At 69.2% G+C, this 16,007-nt stretch carries 11 protein-coding genes; 3 read left to right on the plus strand and 8 right to left on the minus strand.

From position 1 onward, the window contains the following. Positions 1-3: 3 nt before the first annotated feature. The gene (locus AC07O8_RS25780; RefSeq protein ID WP_495050782.1) at positions 4-429 is read right to left on the minus strand and encodes a YciI family protein; all 426 of its coding nucleotides are present in this window, start codon (positions 427-429) and stop codon (positions 4-6) included. A 198-nt stretch (positions 430-627) separates the two neighbouring features. After that, positions 628-3,357 (minus strand): aconitate hydratase AcnA, encoded by a 2,730-nt coding sequence (acnA, locus tag AC07O8_RS25785; protein WP_495050783.1) that lies wholly within the window; start codon positions 3,355-3,357, stop codon positions 628-630. Between the two features lie 381 nt (positions 3,358-3,738). On the opposite strand from acnA, the gene AC07O8_RS25790 reads away from it, so the two are divergent. The 3 genes from AC07O8_RS25790 (at position 3,739) to AC07O8_RS25800 (ending at position 7,190) form a co-directional block, all read left to right on the plus strand. Then, entirely contained in the window at positions 3,739-5,079 is a 1,341-nt protein-coding gene (locus AC07O8_RS25790; RefSeq protein ID WP_495050784.1) for a class I SAM-dependent methyltransferase, read from the plus strand. 126 nt (positions 5,080-5,205) lie between these two features. Further along, positions 5,206-6,084: a flagellin N-terminal helical domain-containing protein gene (locus AC07O8_RS25795; RefSeq protein ID WP_431104533.1), complete on the plus strand. Its 879-nt coding sequence runs from the start codon at positions 5,206-5,208 to the stop codon at positions 6,082-6,084. Positions 6,085-6,200: 116 nt separating this feature from the next. Further along, the gene (locus tag AC07O8_RS25800) at positions 6,201-7,190 is read left to right on the plus strand and encodes a hypothetical protein (RefSeq protein WP_495050785.1); all 990 of its coding nucleotides are present in this window, start codon (positions 6,201-6,203) and stop codon (positions 7,188-7,190) included. Positions 7,191-7,243: 53 nt separating this feature from the next. On the opposite strand, the gene garD is transcribed toward AC07O8_RS25800, so the two are convergent. From garD to AC07O8_RS25830, 6 genes are all read right to left on the minus strand, one after another. Next, on the minus strand, positions 7,244-8,812 hold the full coding sequence (garD, locus tag AC07O8_RS25805; RefSeq protein ID WP_495050786.1) for a galactarate dehydratase: 1,569 nt from the start codon (positions 8,810-8,812) through the stop codon (positions 7,244-7,246). Between the two features lie 18 nt (positions 8,813-8,830). Next, complete coding sequence (locus AC07O8_RS25810) at positions 8,831-10,186, minus strand: MFS transporter (protein WP_495050787.1); 1,356 nt, start codon at positions 10,184-10,186, stop codon at positions 8,831-8,833. A gap of 310 nt (positions 10,187-10,496) precedes the next feature. Then, positions 10,497-12,491, minus strand: a complete 1,995-nt coding sequence (locus tag AC07O8_RS25815; protein WP_495050788.1) for an ATP-binding response regulator — start codon at positions 12,489-12,491, stop codon at positions 10,497-10,499. 4 nt (positions 12,492-12,495) lie between these two features. Further along, positions 12,496-12,954, minus strand: coding sequence for a response regulator (locus AC07O8_RS25820; RefSeq protein ID WP_495050789.1), 459 nt, complete (start codon positions 12,952-12,954; stop codon positions 12,496-12,498). Positions 12,955-12,974: 20 nt separating this feature from the next. Beyond that, positions 12,975-15,317, minus strand: a complete 2,343-nt coding sequence (locus tag AC07O8_RS25825; protein WP_495050790.1) for an ATP-binding protein — start codon at positions 15,315-15,317, stop codon at positions 12,975-12,977. Further along, positions 15,314-15,997 carry a biliverdin-producing heme oxygenase gene (locus tag AC07O8_RS25830; protein WP_495050791.1) on the minus strand — a complete coding sequence of 228 codons (684 nt, stop codon included), beginning with the start codon at positions 15,995-15,997 and terminating at the stop codon, positions 15,314-15,316. Before AC07O8_RS25830 ends, AC07O8_RS25825 begins: the two co-directional genes overlap by 4 nt. Positions 15,998-16,007 lie beyond the last annotated feature (10 nt).

A 16,007-nucleotide genomic window follows, 5' to 3' on the forward strand; every position in this document is an offset into this window, starting at 1 on the left:
GCCTTACTGCTGCTGCTCGATCTGGGCGCGCAGGCGATCTTCCTGCTCACGCAGTTCGGGCGTGTACGCCTCGCCGAAGTCCTCGGCTTCGAAGATCCGGCGGATCTCGATGTCCGAGTCGCCCATCTGCGGGTTGGGGCACTTCTTGACCCATTCGATCGCCTCTTCCAGGGATGCGCATTGCCAGATCCAGTAGCCGGCGACCAGCTCCTTCGTCTCGGCGAACGGACCGTCGATGACCTTGCGCTCCTTGCCGGAAAAACGCACCCGCGCCCCCTTGCTCGTCGGGTGCAGGCCCTCGCCGGCCAGCATCACGCCGGCCTTGACCAGCTCCTCGTTGTAGGCGCCCATCGCGGCAAGCAGTTCGGTGCTGGGCATCTCGCCCGCTTCGCTGCGTTCGTCCGCCTTGACGATGACCATGAATCGCATGTCGATCTCCTGATGCAGTCCTGAAAATGGAAGAGGGTGGACCCGCCAGTCGACGCATCGGCGACTGGCTCGTCTCACCCTCATGACGTTCGGGATCAGCCGATTTCGACAGCGGACCCGAGGTTTTCCTTCAGGGGCGGATCAGCGCGCGCGACCGGGCGGTGGCCGTCCGGTCCGCGGCCCATCACGCGGCCAGCATCACGCCGCCAGCAACTGGCGCAGCACGTAGGGCAGGATGCCGCCGTGGCGGTAGTACTCCACCTCGATGGGGGTGTCGATGCGCAGGATCAGCGGGATGCGGCGCTCCGGCACGCCACCGTCGGCGGCCCGGATCACCAGCGTCGCTTCGGATTGCGGCTTGATCTCGCTGCCGAGTTGGATGTCGATGACCTCGTCGCCCTTCAGGCCCAGCGACTCCCACGAGTCGCCCGGACGGAACTGCAGCGGCAGCACGCCCATGCCGACCAGGTTGGAGCGGTGGATGCGCTCGAAGCTCTTGGCCACGACCGCGCCGATGCCCAGCAGCTGCGTGCCCTTGGCCGCCCAGTCGCGGCTGGAGCCGGTGCCGTACTCCTCGCCGGCGAAGATCACCGTCGGGGTGCCGGCGGCGATGTAGCGCATCGCGGCGTCGTAGATGAACATCTTCTCGCCGCCCGGTTGGAACAGCGTCAGGCCGCCTTCCTCGCGTGCGCCGTCGGGCTTGGCCGGGATCATCAGGTTCTTGATCCGGACGTTGGCGAAGGTGCCGCGCATCATGACTTCATGGTTGCCGCGGCGCGAACCGTAGCTGTTGAAGTCGGCCTTGAGCACGCCTTGTTCCTTCAGGTAGGCGCCGGCGGGCGAGACCTCCTTGATGGCGCCGGCCGGGGAGATGTGGTCGGTGGTGATCGAGTCGCCGAACAGCGCCATGATCCGCGCGCCCTTGACGCCGACTTCCTGCGCTTCGGGGATCTGCGTGAACTTGCCGAAGAAGGGCGGCTGCGCGATGTAGGTGCTCTTGGGCCAGCCGTAGACCTGGCCGGCGCTACCCTTGATCCGCTCCCACAGCTTGCCGGGCTCGGCCTTGACCTTGCCGTAGTTGGCGCGGAACGCGTCGGGGTTGAGCGCGAGCTTCAACAGGGCGTGGATCTCGTCGCTCGTGGGCCAGATGTCGCCCAGGTACACCGGCTTGCCGCCGGTCCCCAGGCCGACCGGGTCGGTCATCAGGTCGCGCGTCACGTTGCCGGCGATGGCATACGCGACCACCAGCGGCGGGCTGGCCAGGAAGTTGGCCTTGATGTTGGGGTGGATGCGGGCTTCGAAGTTGCGGTTGCCCGACAGCACCGCGGCGCAGATGAGGTCGTTGCCGGTGATGGCCTCGTTGATCTCGGGCGTCAGGTCGCCGGCGTTGCCGATGCAGGTCGTGCAGCCGTAGGCGGCCACGGAGAAGCCCAGCTTCTCCAGGTAGGGCAGCAGGCCGGCGTTCTGCAGGTACTCGGTGACGATGCGCGAACCCGGCGCCAGCGAGGTCTTGATGTGCGGCTGGACCGTCAGGCCGGCCTCGACCGCCTTCTTGGCCAGCAGGCCGGCCGCGAGCATCACGCTCGGGTTGGACGTGTTGGTGCAGGACGTGATCGCGGCGATCAGCACGTCGCCGTTGAAGATCTCCAGGCCTTTCTGAGACCCGCCGAGCGGGAAGGCCTTGGGCAGCTTGTCGACCGGCTGGTTGAACCCGTTCTCCGCGATCGGCTTGGAATACAGCGAGGCGAAGGTCTTGGCCAGGTCGGTGATGACGATGCGGTCCTGCGGGCGCTTGGGGCCGGCCAGCGAGGGCACGACCGTGCCCAGGTCCAGCGAGACCACCTGGCTGAAGCGGATGTCGCCCGCCTTGGGGACGCCGAACAGGCCCTGCGCGCGGAAGTAGCTCTCGAAGGCCTCGATCTCGTCGGCCGTGCGGCCGGTGCCCTTGAAGTAGTCGATCGTGCGCTCGTCGACGGGGAAGAAGCCCATCGTCGCGCCGTACTCGGGCGCCATGTTGCCGATGGTGGCGCGGTCCGGGACGGACAGCGAGGCCGTGCCCTCGCCGAAGAACTCGACGAACTTGCCGACCACCTTGGCCTTGCGCAGGATCTCGGTGACGGTCAGCACCAGGTCGGTGGCGGTGACGCCCTCGCGCAGGCGGCCCGACAGTTCGAAACCGACGACGTCCGGCGTCAGGAAGTAGACCGGCTGGCCGAGCATGCCGGCCTCCGCCTCGATGCCGCCGACGCCCCAGCCCACCACGCCGACGCCGTTGATCATCGTCGTGTGGCTGTCGGTGCCGACCAGCGTGTCGGGGTAGTACACGGTGTCCTTGCCGCTGCCCGTCTTGTGCACGCCGCGGGCGAGGTACTCGAGGTTGACCTGGTGGACGATGCCGAAGCCGGGCGGGACGACGCCGAAGGTGTCGAAGGCCTGCATGCCCCACTTCATGAACTCGTAGCGCTCGCGGTTGCGCTCGAACTCGAGCTTCATGTTCAGGTCCAGCGCCTTGGGACTGCCGAAGTGGTCGATCATGATCGAGTGGTCGACGACCAGGTCGACCGGCACCAGCGGCTCGATCGTCTTGGGATCCTTGCCCTGGGCCTCGGCGACGTTGCGCATCGCGGCCAGGTCGGCCAGCAGCGGCACGCCGGTGAAGTCCTGCAGCACCACGCGGGCGACGACGAAGGGGATCTCCTCGTTGCGGGACGCGTTGGGCTGCCAGTTGGCGAGCTGCTCGACATGCTCCGCGGTCACGCGCTTGCCGTCGCAGTTGCGCAGCACCGACTCGAGCACCAGCCGGATCGAGACCGGCAGCTGGTTCACGTTGGGGAAGCGCTTGGCCAGCTCGGGCAGCGAGTAGTACTGGCCGCTCTTGCCGGACGCGGTCTTGAAGCTGGCGACGGTGTTGGCGAATGCATGGGGCATGGCTGACTCCTTGGCGTGGGGTCCTGGCGCGCTCCTGGCGGTCGAGGAGGCGGGACGGTTTCTCTTCGGGGATGACGTAGCGGGTATCGGGGCTGATTGTGGCCTCGGGCGGCGGCCTTGTGATGACTCCTTCGGGCGAGCTTGTGCGAGGGCGCAACGTCCTCCGTCCGGAGGCCCGTCTCCCCACCCGGTAGGAGGGACGGGCACGCGGATTGCGCCAATGCCCCCAGTCCGGGCGGGGCGTGGGGCATTGGCTAATATCTTCCGAGGGCTTCCAGGCCGCCAGCACCCGGGCCGACACGATCTGACAGGAACGGACAAGAACTGACCCCGAGGCGCTTCCGACCAACATGCTTTCGTGGCTTTGCGGACGAGGAATCCATGGATCAGGAACTGTTGTCGCCGACGTCGAGCGCCGCGTCCCCGGCGGTCGAGTCGATCCCCGAGGCCGCCGGCGCGCCGCCGCTGCCGCCCGCCGGTCTCACGCTGCTGCAGCGCCTGTTCTCGGCCTATCCGGGCAGCATGGGCCTGCGCTTGGGGCACTGGGCGACGCGACTGGGCCGGCAGGCGCACCAGCCGGCCGAGTTCACGCTGGTCCTGAACGATCCCACCGCGCTGCGGCGCCTGCTGCTCGGCCGCGACCCGCTGCGCTTCGCCGAGGCTTATTTCACCGGCCAGATCGACGTCGAAGGCGACTTCTTCACCGCGCTGCAGCTCAGGGACCACCTGCCGGCGTTGACGCTGTCCTGGAGCGACCGCCTGCGCCTGGCCGTGCGCCTGCTGGCGCCGATCCCGCCGGCGACCGACGCGGAGCTGCGCGCCGACGGCGTGCGCCGCCACACCCGCGCCGAGAACAAGGCCGCCATCGCCTTCCATTACGACCTGTCCAACGACTTCTATGCGTTGTGGCTGGACCCGGCGATGGTCTATTCCTGCGCCTACTACGAGACGGACGACACCTCGCTGGCGCAGGCGCAGTGGTCCAAGCTGGACCACATCTGCCGCAAGCTGCGGCTGCAGCCGGGCGAGGCGCTGCTGGACATCGGCTGCGGCTGGGGCGCCCTGGTGATGCATGCGGCGCGTCATTACGGCGTGAAGGCCACCGGCATCACGCTGTCGGAACGTCAGCTGGCGCTGGCCCGGGAGCGCATCGCCGCGGCCGGGCTGCAGGGGCAGGTGGAGGTGCGCCTGTGCGACTACCGTGACATGACGGGGCAGTTCGACAAGATCTCCAGCGTCGGCATGTTCGAGCACGTCGGCCTGAAGAACCTGCCGACCTATTTCGCGAGCGTGAACCGCCTGCTCAAGCCGGCGGGGCTGTTCCTCAACCATGGCATCACCCATGAGGAGGACGGATGGGGGCAGGCGCTGTCGTCCAAGTTCATCAACCGCTACGTGTTCCCGGACGGCGAGCTGGACCGGGCGAGCAACGTGATGCGGGTGATGGAACAGCAGCAGTTCGAGCTCCAGGATGTCGAGGCCTTGCGCATGCATTACGCGAAGACGCTGCGCGCCTGGGTCGCGAAGCTGGAGGAGGGCCACGACCAGGCGCTGCAGTACGTGGACGAGGCGCATTACCGGATCTGGCGGCTGTACATGGCGGCCTCGGCGCTCGAGTTCGAAACGGGTGAGCTGGGCCTGTACCAGATCCTGGCCAGCAAGCGGGATGGTGGCCCGGCCCCGGTGCCGCTCACGCGGCGCTACATGTACGAGGTGAGGTAGAAGTTTTTTCAAGCTCGCATTTAAGTCCCCGGACCCCCCGGTCGTCCTGTGAGTGGGAGGGCAGCTCAAGCCCTTCGATCAACGAAGCGCCCCGGCGCTTGCCCACACTCTCTAGGAGCGAACACCATGTTGAGCCTGCACACCAATGCTTCGGCCCTGTCGACCCAGAACTCGCTGAGCTCGACGCAGAAGAGCCTGGCCACGTCGATGACCCGTCTGGGCACCGGCTTCCGCGTCAACTCCGCGATGGACGATGCCGCCGGCCTGCAGATCGCCACGCGTCTGGACGCCCAGACCCGCGGCATGGCCGTGGCCCAGCGCAACACGCAGAACGGCATCTCGATGTTGCAGACCGGCGAAGGCGCGCTGAACGAAGTCAGCAACATCCTGCTGCGCATGAAGGACCTGGCCACGGAAGCCTTCTCGGCCTCCTCGACCGCGACCGACAAGACCGCGATGCAGGGCGAGTACGACGCGCTCGGCACCGAACTGACCAACATCGTCAAGAACACGTCCTTCGGCGGCACGCAGCTGTTCTCGGACGGCACGACCATCGACGGCACGCTGGGCAAGATGTCCGCCGCGATGAGCTTCCAGATCGGCGCCTCCGCCGGTGAATCGATGTCGGTGGACGTCAGCACGCAGCTGACCGCCCTGACGACCGCGCTGGGCACCGTGTCGACGCAGTACGCTGCCACGCCGGCCGCCGGTACCGAACTGTCGGCCACGACGAACACGCTGCTGACGACCATCGGCGGCGCGATCGACAAGGTCGGTGAACTGCGCGCCTCCTTCGGCGCCGCGGCCAACCGCCTGGACCACGTCTACAACAACCTGCAGAACATGAGCACCAACACGGCCGCCGCCAAGGGCCGGATCATGGACACGGACTACGCGGCCGAATCGTCGACGATGACGACCAAGCAGATGCTGATGCAGTCGGGCACGGCGATGCTCAAGCAGAGCAACAGCATGTCCGGCCTGGTCATGTCGCTGCTGGGCTGATGACCGCGGGGCGCGCCGCGCGGCGCGCCCGACGACATCGACGCGAGGGCTGGACGACAACGTCCGGCCCTTTCCTTTTCCAGCGGCACCGGACGGCAGAACGAGGCGGGGGGCACATGGCGGGATCGACTTCGAATGCGGGCCAGGTCGGCGGCGTCAGCGCCATCCGCCCCACCGGGCGGCTCCAGGCGACGCTGCGCGATGCCGGCGGCCTGATGCCCGGCGCCGTGCTGCGTCTGTCCGGCGGCGGTGACCGCGGCGGTGGCGGATCCGGATGGCGGCTGGAGTCGCTCGACAGCGGCGAGATCATGACGCTGATCGAGCCGCCGCTGGACGACCTGCTGCCGGGCGACCAGGTGCTGCTGCGCGTGCGATCGGTGGTGCCGAGGATGGAACTCGAAGTGATCGAGCGCCGGCGGGATCCCGCCAACGTCGGGGCGGCCACCGCGTCCGGGGGGCGTGGCGATGGGGCGATGCCCAGCGCCTGGGGCCAGCTGTCCGCCTTGCGGGTGGACCTGGCGTTATGGCGCCGGCAGCTGTTGACGGCGATCGTCGAGGCGCCGCCGACGCGCACGCCGGCCGGGCTGGTGTCGGCCTGGACGCTGGCGCTGGCGCACGGCCAGGTGCCCGTGGGACCGGGTGGTGAGCCGCTCTGGCTGCTGCCGCTTGCCTACTGGGTTCGGCGCGAAGGGCGCGAAGGACGCAAAGGGTGTGATGCGGACGATGTCGCGGGACTGCCGTGCGCTGCGGGCTCGCCGGCCCGTCGCAACGATGCATTGCATGCGCCCGCCGCGTCGCCGCCGGGCGGTGACGAGCCCGCGCTGAGCCTGCTGCTGCGCTGGCGCGGCGAGGCGGTCGGTCTGCAGCTGCAGGGCACGCGCGCGGCCTTGTCGCTCACTGTCCTGGCCGAGCAGGAGCACGTGCTGACGGCGCTGCGGAGCGAATTGCCGCGCGTGGTCGCGGCGCTCGTGCGGGCGGGCTTCCGCCTGCGACGCCTGGGCTGGCGCCGGCAGCCGCTGTGGGTGCCGGTGGACCCGTCTCCACCCCTGCGGTCGGACACGATCCTGCTGACGGCGGCGGCGGAACTGGTGACGGCGCTGGGATAGGCGGCCGGTCCTCGGCAGTAGCTCCTCCCCAAGCGGGAGAGGAAGAATTTTCTTCAAGTCACCGGCGCCGGATTGAACAGCACCAGCGCGTTCGCGAGCTTGTGCTGCTCCGCCCAGGTCTTGCGGCCCGAGGCCACGTCCAGCATCAGCCGGAACATCTCCCAGCCCATTTCCTGGATGGACTTCTCGCCGTCGGCGATCTGGCCGGCGTTGATGTCCATCAGGTCGTGCCAGCGGCGCGCCAGGTCGCTGCGCGTCGCGACCTTGATGACCGGGCATTCCGCCAGGCCGTAGGGCGTGCCGCGGCCCGTCGTGAAGACGTGCAGGTTCATTCCCGCGGCCAGCTGCAGCGTGCCGCAGATGAAGTCGCTGGCCGGCGTCGCCGCGTAGATCAGCCCGCGCTGCTCGCGCGTTAGCTTGCTGCCCGGCGACAGCACGCCCGAGATCGCCGAGCTGCCGCTCTTGACGATCGAGCCCATCGCCTTCTCGACGATGTTGGACAGCCCGCCCTTCTTGTTGCCCGGCGTCGTGTTGGCGCTGCGGTCGACGCTGCCACGCTCGAGGTAGGCGTCATACCAGGCCATCTCGCGCACCATCGCCTCGGCCACCTCCGGCGAGCTCGCGCGCGAGGTCAGTTGCGCGATGCCGTCGCGGACCTCGGTGTTCTCGCTGAACATCACCGTCGCGCCCGCGCGCACCAGCAGGTCGGCGCAGAAGCCCACGGTCGGGTTCGCGGTCACGCCCGAGAACGCGTCGCTGCCGCCGCACTGCACGCCGACCACCAGCTCCGACGCCGGCACCGTCACGCGCTGGCGCCGGTTCAAGCGCTCCAGGTGGAAGGCCGCCTGCGTCATCACCGAGTCGATCATCGACATGAAGCCGACGTGCTTCGCGTCCTGCAGGCAGACGACGTCGAGCGCCTCCGGCGCGATGGCTTCACCGCGCTGATCGGTGATCGGGATCACGCCCGGCGGCATCAGCCGCTCGGGCTGCAGCTTCTCGCAGCCCAGGCTGACGACCATCACCTCGCCGCCGAAGTTCGGGTTGAGGCTGATGTTGCGCACCGTGCGGATCGGGATCACCGCGTCCGGCGCGTCGATCGCGACGCCGCAGCCGTAGGTGTGCGCCAGGCCGACGACGTCGTCGACGTTCGGGTACTTCGGCAGCAGCTCGCGCTTGATGCGGTCGACCGCGAACTCGACCACCCCCGCCACGCATTGCACCGTCTGCGTGATCGCCAGGATGTTGCGCGTGCCCACCGAGCCGTCCGCGTTGCGGAAGCCCTCGAAGGTGTAGCCCTCCAGCGGCGCCTGCACCGGCGCCTTCACCGTGGCCATCGGCAGGCCCTCGAGCTCGCGCGCCGGCGGCATGCGCAGCAGGCGCTCGTGCACCCAGCTGCCGGCGGGGATGTCCTGCAGCGCGTAGCCGATCGGGACGTTGTAGCGCCGCACCGCCGTGTCGGCCGGCAGGTCGACCAGCGCGACCTTGTGGCCCTGCGGCACCGCGTTGCGCAGCACCAGCCCGGAAGGCAGCACCGTGCCCTCGGGCAGTCCGCCGTCGTTGGCGACGATGGCGACGTTGTCGGCCTCGTGCATCTGGATGGTCAGCGGGGAGGTGATCATGGTCGTGTCCTGGGTCGTTCAGACGGGCTTCAACTCGACGCGCTTGATCTCGCCGACGATCAGCAGGTAGCTCGCCACCGCGATCAGGGCGTGCGCGCCGACGAAAACCAGCGCGCCGTTGAACGATCGCGTCGTCTGCACGATGTAGCCGATCACGATCGGCGTCACGATGCCGGCGACGTTGCCGAAGGTGTTGAAGAGCGCGCCCGACAGGCCGGCGATCTCCTTGGGCGAGGTGTCCGACACGACCGCCCAGCCCAGCGCGCCCAGGCCCTTGCCGAAGAAGGCCAGCGCCATGATGCCGACGACGACGGCCTCGATGCCCACGTAGTTGCACGCGATCATCGACGTCGACAGCAGCATGCCGACCACGATCGGCAGCTTGCGGGCGAAGGTCAGCGAATGCCCGCGGCGCAGCAGCCAGTCCGAGATCACGCCGCCCAGCACGCCGCCGGCGAAGCCGCAGATCGCCGGCAGCGCCGCGACGATGCCCGCATTGAGCAGCGACATGCCGCGTTCCTTGACCAGGTAGATCGGGAACCAGGTGAGGAAGAAATAGGTGAGCACGTTCACGCAGTACTGCGCGATGTAGACGCCCATCAGCATGCGGTTGCCCAGCAGCTGCTTGAGGTAGCCGAGCTTGGGGCCCGATGATTCCTTCGCCTTGCCGTCGCCCGACAGCAGCGCGCCACCGGACTCGATGTGCTCGCGCTCGGCGGCTGTGATGGTCGGGTGCTCGGCGGGGCTGTTGTGCATGGTGCGCATCCACACGACGCTCATCAAGATGCCCAGCGCGCCCATGAAGTAGAAGACCTCGGACCAGCCGATCGCGTGCACGATCCACGCCATGATGGGCGCGAACAGCACGGTGGCGAAGTACTGCGCGGAGTTGAAGATCGCCGATGCCGTGCCGCGTTCCTTCACCGGGAACCACGCGGCCACCATGCGGCCGTTGGCGGGGAAGGAGGGCGACTCGGCCAGGCCGACCATCAGCCGCATCAGGAACAGCGAGGACACCGCCAGCGGCAGGCCGAACAGCATCGCGTCCATGCCCATGTGGTGCACGCTGCCCTGCAGCATCGTGAACAGCGACCACAGCAGGATGCTCCAGGCGTAGACCTGCTTGGCGCCGAACTTGTCGAGCAGCCAGCCGCCGGGCAACTGGCCCAGCACATAGGACCAGCTGAAGGCCGAGAAGATGAAGCCCATCTGGACCGCGTCGATGCCCAGTTCCTTGGACAGGACGGGGCCGGCGACGCCGACGGTGGCGCGGTCCGCATAGTTCAGGACGGTCACGGCGAAGATCATCGCCAGCACGCCGAAGCGCGTGCGCCCGATGCCGGACGCGGCCGAGGAGGAGAGGGATAACTGCATGTTGTCTCCGGATCGTGTCGAGGGCCGGTCTGCGCCGGCTGGCCTGTCGGGGGCGGGTTGGGTGTCCGGGCCCAGGCGGCCCTCACCGCCTGCAGCCCTCAAGGCACTCGGATTGGTACCGGTACCATTTTCACCGGATGGTAACGAGCGCGGCAGGTCGGTTCAAGTGCGATGTCCCGCTTCCGAGGGTATTTACCTAATGCGGATCGCGCGGCGCCGGGCGGATCTGCGGGCGGTCAGCGTTTGAGCTGCGTCTCTTTCCCGACATCCTGCGCGATGTCCTGGCCGCCACGCTCGATGACGCACTCCCTCAGTCCGCGCCCGCCTTGCGTCCCAGCGCGACCTGGATCGCGCGCGTGAGCGCCGCCAATTCGATCGGTTTCGCGACATAGCCCTGGAACCCGGCGGACAGCCCTTCCTGGCGATCGGCCACCATCGCGAATGCCGTCAGCGCCACGGCCGGCAATTGCTCGGGACTGCCTCCCGGCAACCGACGCACCGCGCGGATCAGCGAGCGCCCGTCCATCTCCGGCATCCCGATGTCGGACACCAGCAGGTCGTAGCGCTCTTCACCGTCCTCGAGCCGCGACAACACCTCCGCCGCGCTCGTCGCCACGCTGACCTTCGCGCCCAGGCGGCTCAGCGCCACCTGGCCGACCTCGCGCGCGTCCTCCTCGTCGTCGACGAGCAGCACCCGCACGCCCGACAGCGTGTCTTCCGACAGGTCGACCGGCTCCGCGCAGGGCGGCGGCGGCGGCGCCTGGTCCTTCAGCAGCGGCAGGCGCAGCTCGAAGACCGAGCCGCCGCCCGGTCCCGGGCTCTCGGCGCTGATGCGGCCCTGGTGCAGCTGCGCGATCGCGCGCGCGATCGCCAGGCCCAGGCCCAGGCCGCCCACCTTGCGCGTCTTCGAGCCGTCCTCCTGCCGCAGCCGGTCGAAGACGAAGGGCAGGAACTCCGGCGAGATGCCGCGCCCCGTGTCCCGCACGCGCAGCAGCGCGCAGCCGTCTTCGACCTCGACGTGCACGTCGACGCTGCCGCCGCTCTCGGTGAACTTGATGGCGTTGCCGATCAGGTTCGTGAGCACCTGCGACAGGCGCTGCGCGTCGCCGGGGATCCACACCGGCTGCGTCGCATGGCAGTTCAGCGCGACGCCCTTGCCCTGCGCCTCGTGCAGCGCACCCAGCACCGAGTCGGCGGCCAGCGCCGCCAGGTCCATCGGCATCGTCTGCAGCATCAGCTTGCCCGCGACCACCGCGCTCATGTCGAGCAGGTCGTTGATCATCCGTGCCTGCAGCTGCGCGTTGCGCCGGATCACCGCCGCGGCCTTGCCCAGCAGCGGATGCGCGTCGGAGAAGTTGGTCAGGATGTCCGCCCAGCCCGTGATCGCGCTCAGCGGCGAGCGCAGCTCGTGCGAGAGCACCGCGAGGAACTGGTCCTTGAGCTCGTTGGCGCGCTCCGCCTCTTCCTTGCCCTGACGCAGCGCCTGCTGCGCCTCGTAGGCCGGCGTCGAGTCCTTGATGATCTTGGAGAAGCCGGTCGTGACGCCCGACGCGCTGAACAGCGGCGTCACGACGCCTTCGGCGCGCAGCCGCGTGCCGTCCTGACGCATCAGCCAGCGGTCGTCGCGCGCCGCGCCCTGCGTGAGCGCCAGCGCCAGCTCGTTCTCCAGCACGCCCGCCGCGCGGTCCTCCGGCGTCAGCAGGATCTCCGCGGACATGCCGCGCACGGCGTCCAGCGCGTGGCCGAAGATCGTGCCCGCCGCGCGGTTCCAGTCGCGGATGCGGCCCTCGGTGTCCAGCAGGATCACCGCATGGTCCTGCAGCGAATCGACCACCCGCGCATACAGCGCGTCGGCCTCGCGCAGCTGCGCTTCGACCTGGATCTGCGCCTCGCGCTGGCGCACCTCGCGCAGCGCGCGGTCGATCGCGACCGGCAGCCGCGTCAGCCGGCCTTTCATGACGTAGTCGGTGGCGCCGCGCTTGAGCAGCTCCACCGTGTTCTCCTCGCCGATCACGCCCGACACGAAGATGAACGGCGTGCCCGCCGCCAGCCGCTGCGCCAGCGTCAGCGCTTCCGCGCCGGTGAAGCCCGGCAACTGGTAGTCGGACAGGATCAGGTCGAAGCGCTGGGTCTCCAGCGCCCCGAGCAGTTGCGGCTCGTCCTTCACCCAGGTCACCCGCGCGCGCGGATGCGTCGTCTCCAGCGACGCGAGCAGCAACTCGGCGTCGAAGGTCGAATCCTCCAGCAGCAGGATTTCCAGCGGCGGTGCACCCGCGTCGCTTGGCGGCGGTGACGATTCAGTCATGCGTTCATTCGTAGCGGCGTGTGGCGCGCAGCGATCCCGGCGGCGGCTCGTTGAGCACGGCCCAGAAGACGCCCAGGTCCGCGATCGCCGCGACGAACTGCTTGAACTCCACCGGCTTGACGACATACGCGTTCACGCCCAGTTCATAGCTGTGGATCACGTCCGACTCGGTCTGCGACGAGGTCAGCATCACCACCGGGATGCTCTTGAGCCGCTCTGTGGCGCGCACCGCCTTCAGCACTTCGAGCCCGTTCACCTTGGGCAGTTTGAGGTCCAGCAGGACCACCGCCGGATTGCCCTCGGCGCGGTCCGCGTGGACGCCTTCGCGGTTCAGGTAGTCCAAGGCCTCCGCGCCGTCGCGCACGATGATCACTTCATTGGCGAGCTGGCTGCGTTCCAGGGCGACCAAGGTCAGTTCGAGGTCTCGGGCGTCGTCTTCAACCAGCAGGATGGGCTTGAGCATGGCATTCAGGGGTGAACGGGTCAGAAAAGGGCGTTGTCGGTGGACGCGGGGCGCTGCAGCGCCGCCGCGATCGCGGGATCGGGGGGCGGGGCGCCGGCGTGGGCTTCGGGTGCCGCGGCCAGCGCTTCCTGCATCGCCCGCGTCGGCAGGGTGAAGCTGAAGCGCGCGCCGCGGTCGGCCTCGCCCCAGGCCTCGATCTCGCCGCCGTGGCGCTCGACGATGCGGCGCACGCTGGCCAGGCCGATGCCGGTGCCTTCGAAGGCGTCGCTCTGGTGCAGCCGCTGGAACACGCCGAACAGCTTGTTGGCGTACTTCATCTGGAAGCCCACGCCGTTGTCCGAGATGCTCAGGCCGACGCCGCGCGCGTTCTCGATGACCGCGATCTCGATCTTCGCCGGATCGCGCGGCCGCGTGTACTTGACGGCGTTGGAGATCAGGTTGCGTAGGGCGACCTGCATCAGCACCGGATCGCCCCAGAGGCGAGGCAGCGGTCGCTGCACCGTCCACTCGATGTGGCGGTCCTTGGTCAAGGTGGTCTGTTCCGCGATCAGGTCGTCGATCAGGTCGCCGGTGTTGATCGAGCCGAGCTTGATCGCGGAGCGTCCCATGCGCGAGAAGTCCAGCAGCGCGTCCACCAGTTGGCCGGCGTGGGCGGAGGCCTCCTTCACGTGGGCCAGGTAGCGGCGGGACCGCTCCGACAGCGCCTCGCCCTCCATCTCCAGCACCAGATCCACGAAGCCGGCGATGTGGCGCATCGGCGCGCGCAGGTCGTGCGACACGGTGTAGGAGAAGGCTTCCAGCTCCTTGTTCACGCGGCCCAGTTCCATGGCGACTTCGGCCATCTCCTCGGCGCGGCGCAACACGATGCCGATCAAGGCCTGTCGCAATTCCTGCACCGCGTGCACTTCGCCCGGCGTCCAGGGCAGGGACCGGCCGCTGACGTGCTCCTTCCAGCTCGCGAAGCTGCGGCGTGGATGCAGGCGCGAGTCCTCGCCGGTGGATGATTCCTTGCGCGGGTCGCCGGCCCAGACGATGGTCTGGACGATCTCGGGTCGGAACCAGACGATGTGATGCCGGTGCAGCTTGGAGATCGAGATCGCCAGCAGCCCCGCCGTCGATCCCAGCGGATTGCCGGAGGCATCGCCCAGCGACGCGGCCTCCACCGGCAGGCGGTCGCTGTGCCAGACCTGGTCCACGCGGTTGCCCAGCCACTGTCCGAGTGCCAGCAGCGTTTCCTGGTCCGGCGTCTCGCCCACCGCCCAGCAGCTGTCGTTGAGGATCACCGCCGCGCCGGTGGCGCGCGCCAGCCGCAGCAGCGGGCCCGGCTCTTCCACCAGGCGTTGCAGCGTGGCGTCGCTGTCGGACAGGTGCGAGACGATCGCCAGCGTCAGCTGGCGCAGCCGCAACTGCTCGGTGACCTGCTCGTTCTCTTCCTTGGCCTCGATCTGCAGCGACAGCAGCTGTCCCAGATGCTCGCAGGCCATGCGCGTCTGCCAGGACAGCTGGCGCGGACCGTGGTCGTGGCAGGACACCAGGCCCCACAGCTTGCCGCCGACGATGATGGACACCGACATCGACGCCAGCGTCCGCATGTTGCGCATGTACTCCAGGTGCACCGGCGACACGCTGCGCAGCGCGGCCTGCGACAGGTCCAGCGCCGTGCCGTCACGCCCGTCGACGAAGCGCACCGGCACCGGCTCGTAGTGCGCGTCGGCGATCAGCCGGATGTGGTTGATGCGGTAGAGCTCGCGCGCCTGCGGCGGGATGTCCGAGCCCGGGAAGCGGTGGCCGGCGTAGGCGTCATAGCCGGGGTCGATCGCTTCGGCCAGCACCTCGCCGTGGCCGTCGGCATCGAAGCGGTAGGCCAGGCACCGGCCGAAGCCGGTCAGCCGCTTCATCTCCGCAACCACGACGCGGCACAGCTCCGTCACCGCGGCGGTGCGCTGCATCATCGGCACCAGGTGGCGCGCCAGGCTGTAGATCGGCGCGCGGTTGCCGGCGTCCGCGGTCTCCGTCTCGAGTTCCAGGTAGGCGAGTTCGCCGATGCGGTGGCCCGACACATGCAGGCGCCGATCGCCGATCGTCAGCGTCCCGCAGGAGACGGGGCCCTCGCCGTCGACCAGCCACGGGCGCACGCCGCTGACGGCGTCGAGTGCGCCTTCGATGCGTGCGGGCAGCATCTCCGGCGTGGACGCCAGCAGGGTCGACCAGTTCTCGCTGAACGCGACCAGGCCGCCGCCGCGCCAGTCGACGGCGGCCAGCCAGCCGTGCGGCTGGATCGCGCCGGGCACGCGGATCGGCTCGCTCGCGCACTGCGCGATCTGCAGGTCCGTCGGGGAGATCGACAGCGCGTCGGTGTTCATGACGACCTCGGCGGTGACGGGGCGGCGGCGGCGTCGGCGCGGGGCGCCCCTGCCGGATCCGGCGCATCGACCGTCGCGAAGGTCGCCGTCAACGCGCGGAAGGTGTCCACCGCCGCGTCGCAGGCGGCGGCGCGGTCGTCTTCCTCCCCGCCGGCCTCGGCCTGGGCGAGCCGGCGGAACTCCCGCCACATCGTGCCGGTCCGCGCGCCGAAGCCGTGGAAGTAGGCCGTGCCGTGCTCGGGGGTCAGGCCGTGCGCGGCCAGCAGTTTCGGCGTCAACACCTGGCCGCCCAGCGCCGACCCCTCGATGACGTAGAGCGAGCCGATCGCCGCCGCCGGCGAGTCCAGCCGCAGGTCGCGCTGCGCCGCGAGGGCCGAGGCGCGCATCGCGGCGTCCGCGCCGTCCTCGGGCAATCCGAGCGCGGCCAGGTCGCGCGCCGCGAAGGGCGAGCGCACCCGGGCGTCGAACCAGGGGCGCAGGCGCTCCGGCAGTGCCTGGCGCACGCGGGGTTCCCAGAGCTGCAGGAATTCGTGGAAGCCGCGCAGGATGCGGCCGTAGCGCATCAGCGGCATTGGCGCTTCCAGCCGCAGCAGTGCCTCGATGTCGTCGTGCAGCGGCCCCGTGCTGCGGCGCAGGCGGGGGAGCAGGTCGGTGTCGATCGTGGCGTCGGTCGTCGTCATGTCGCTCGGG

It is taken from the genome of Roseateles sp. GW821-FHT09G09, from assembly GCF_059415965.1.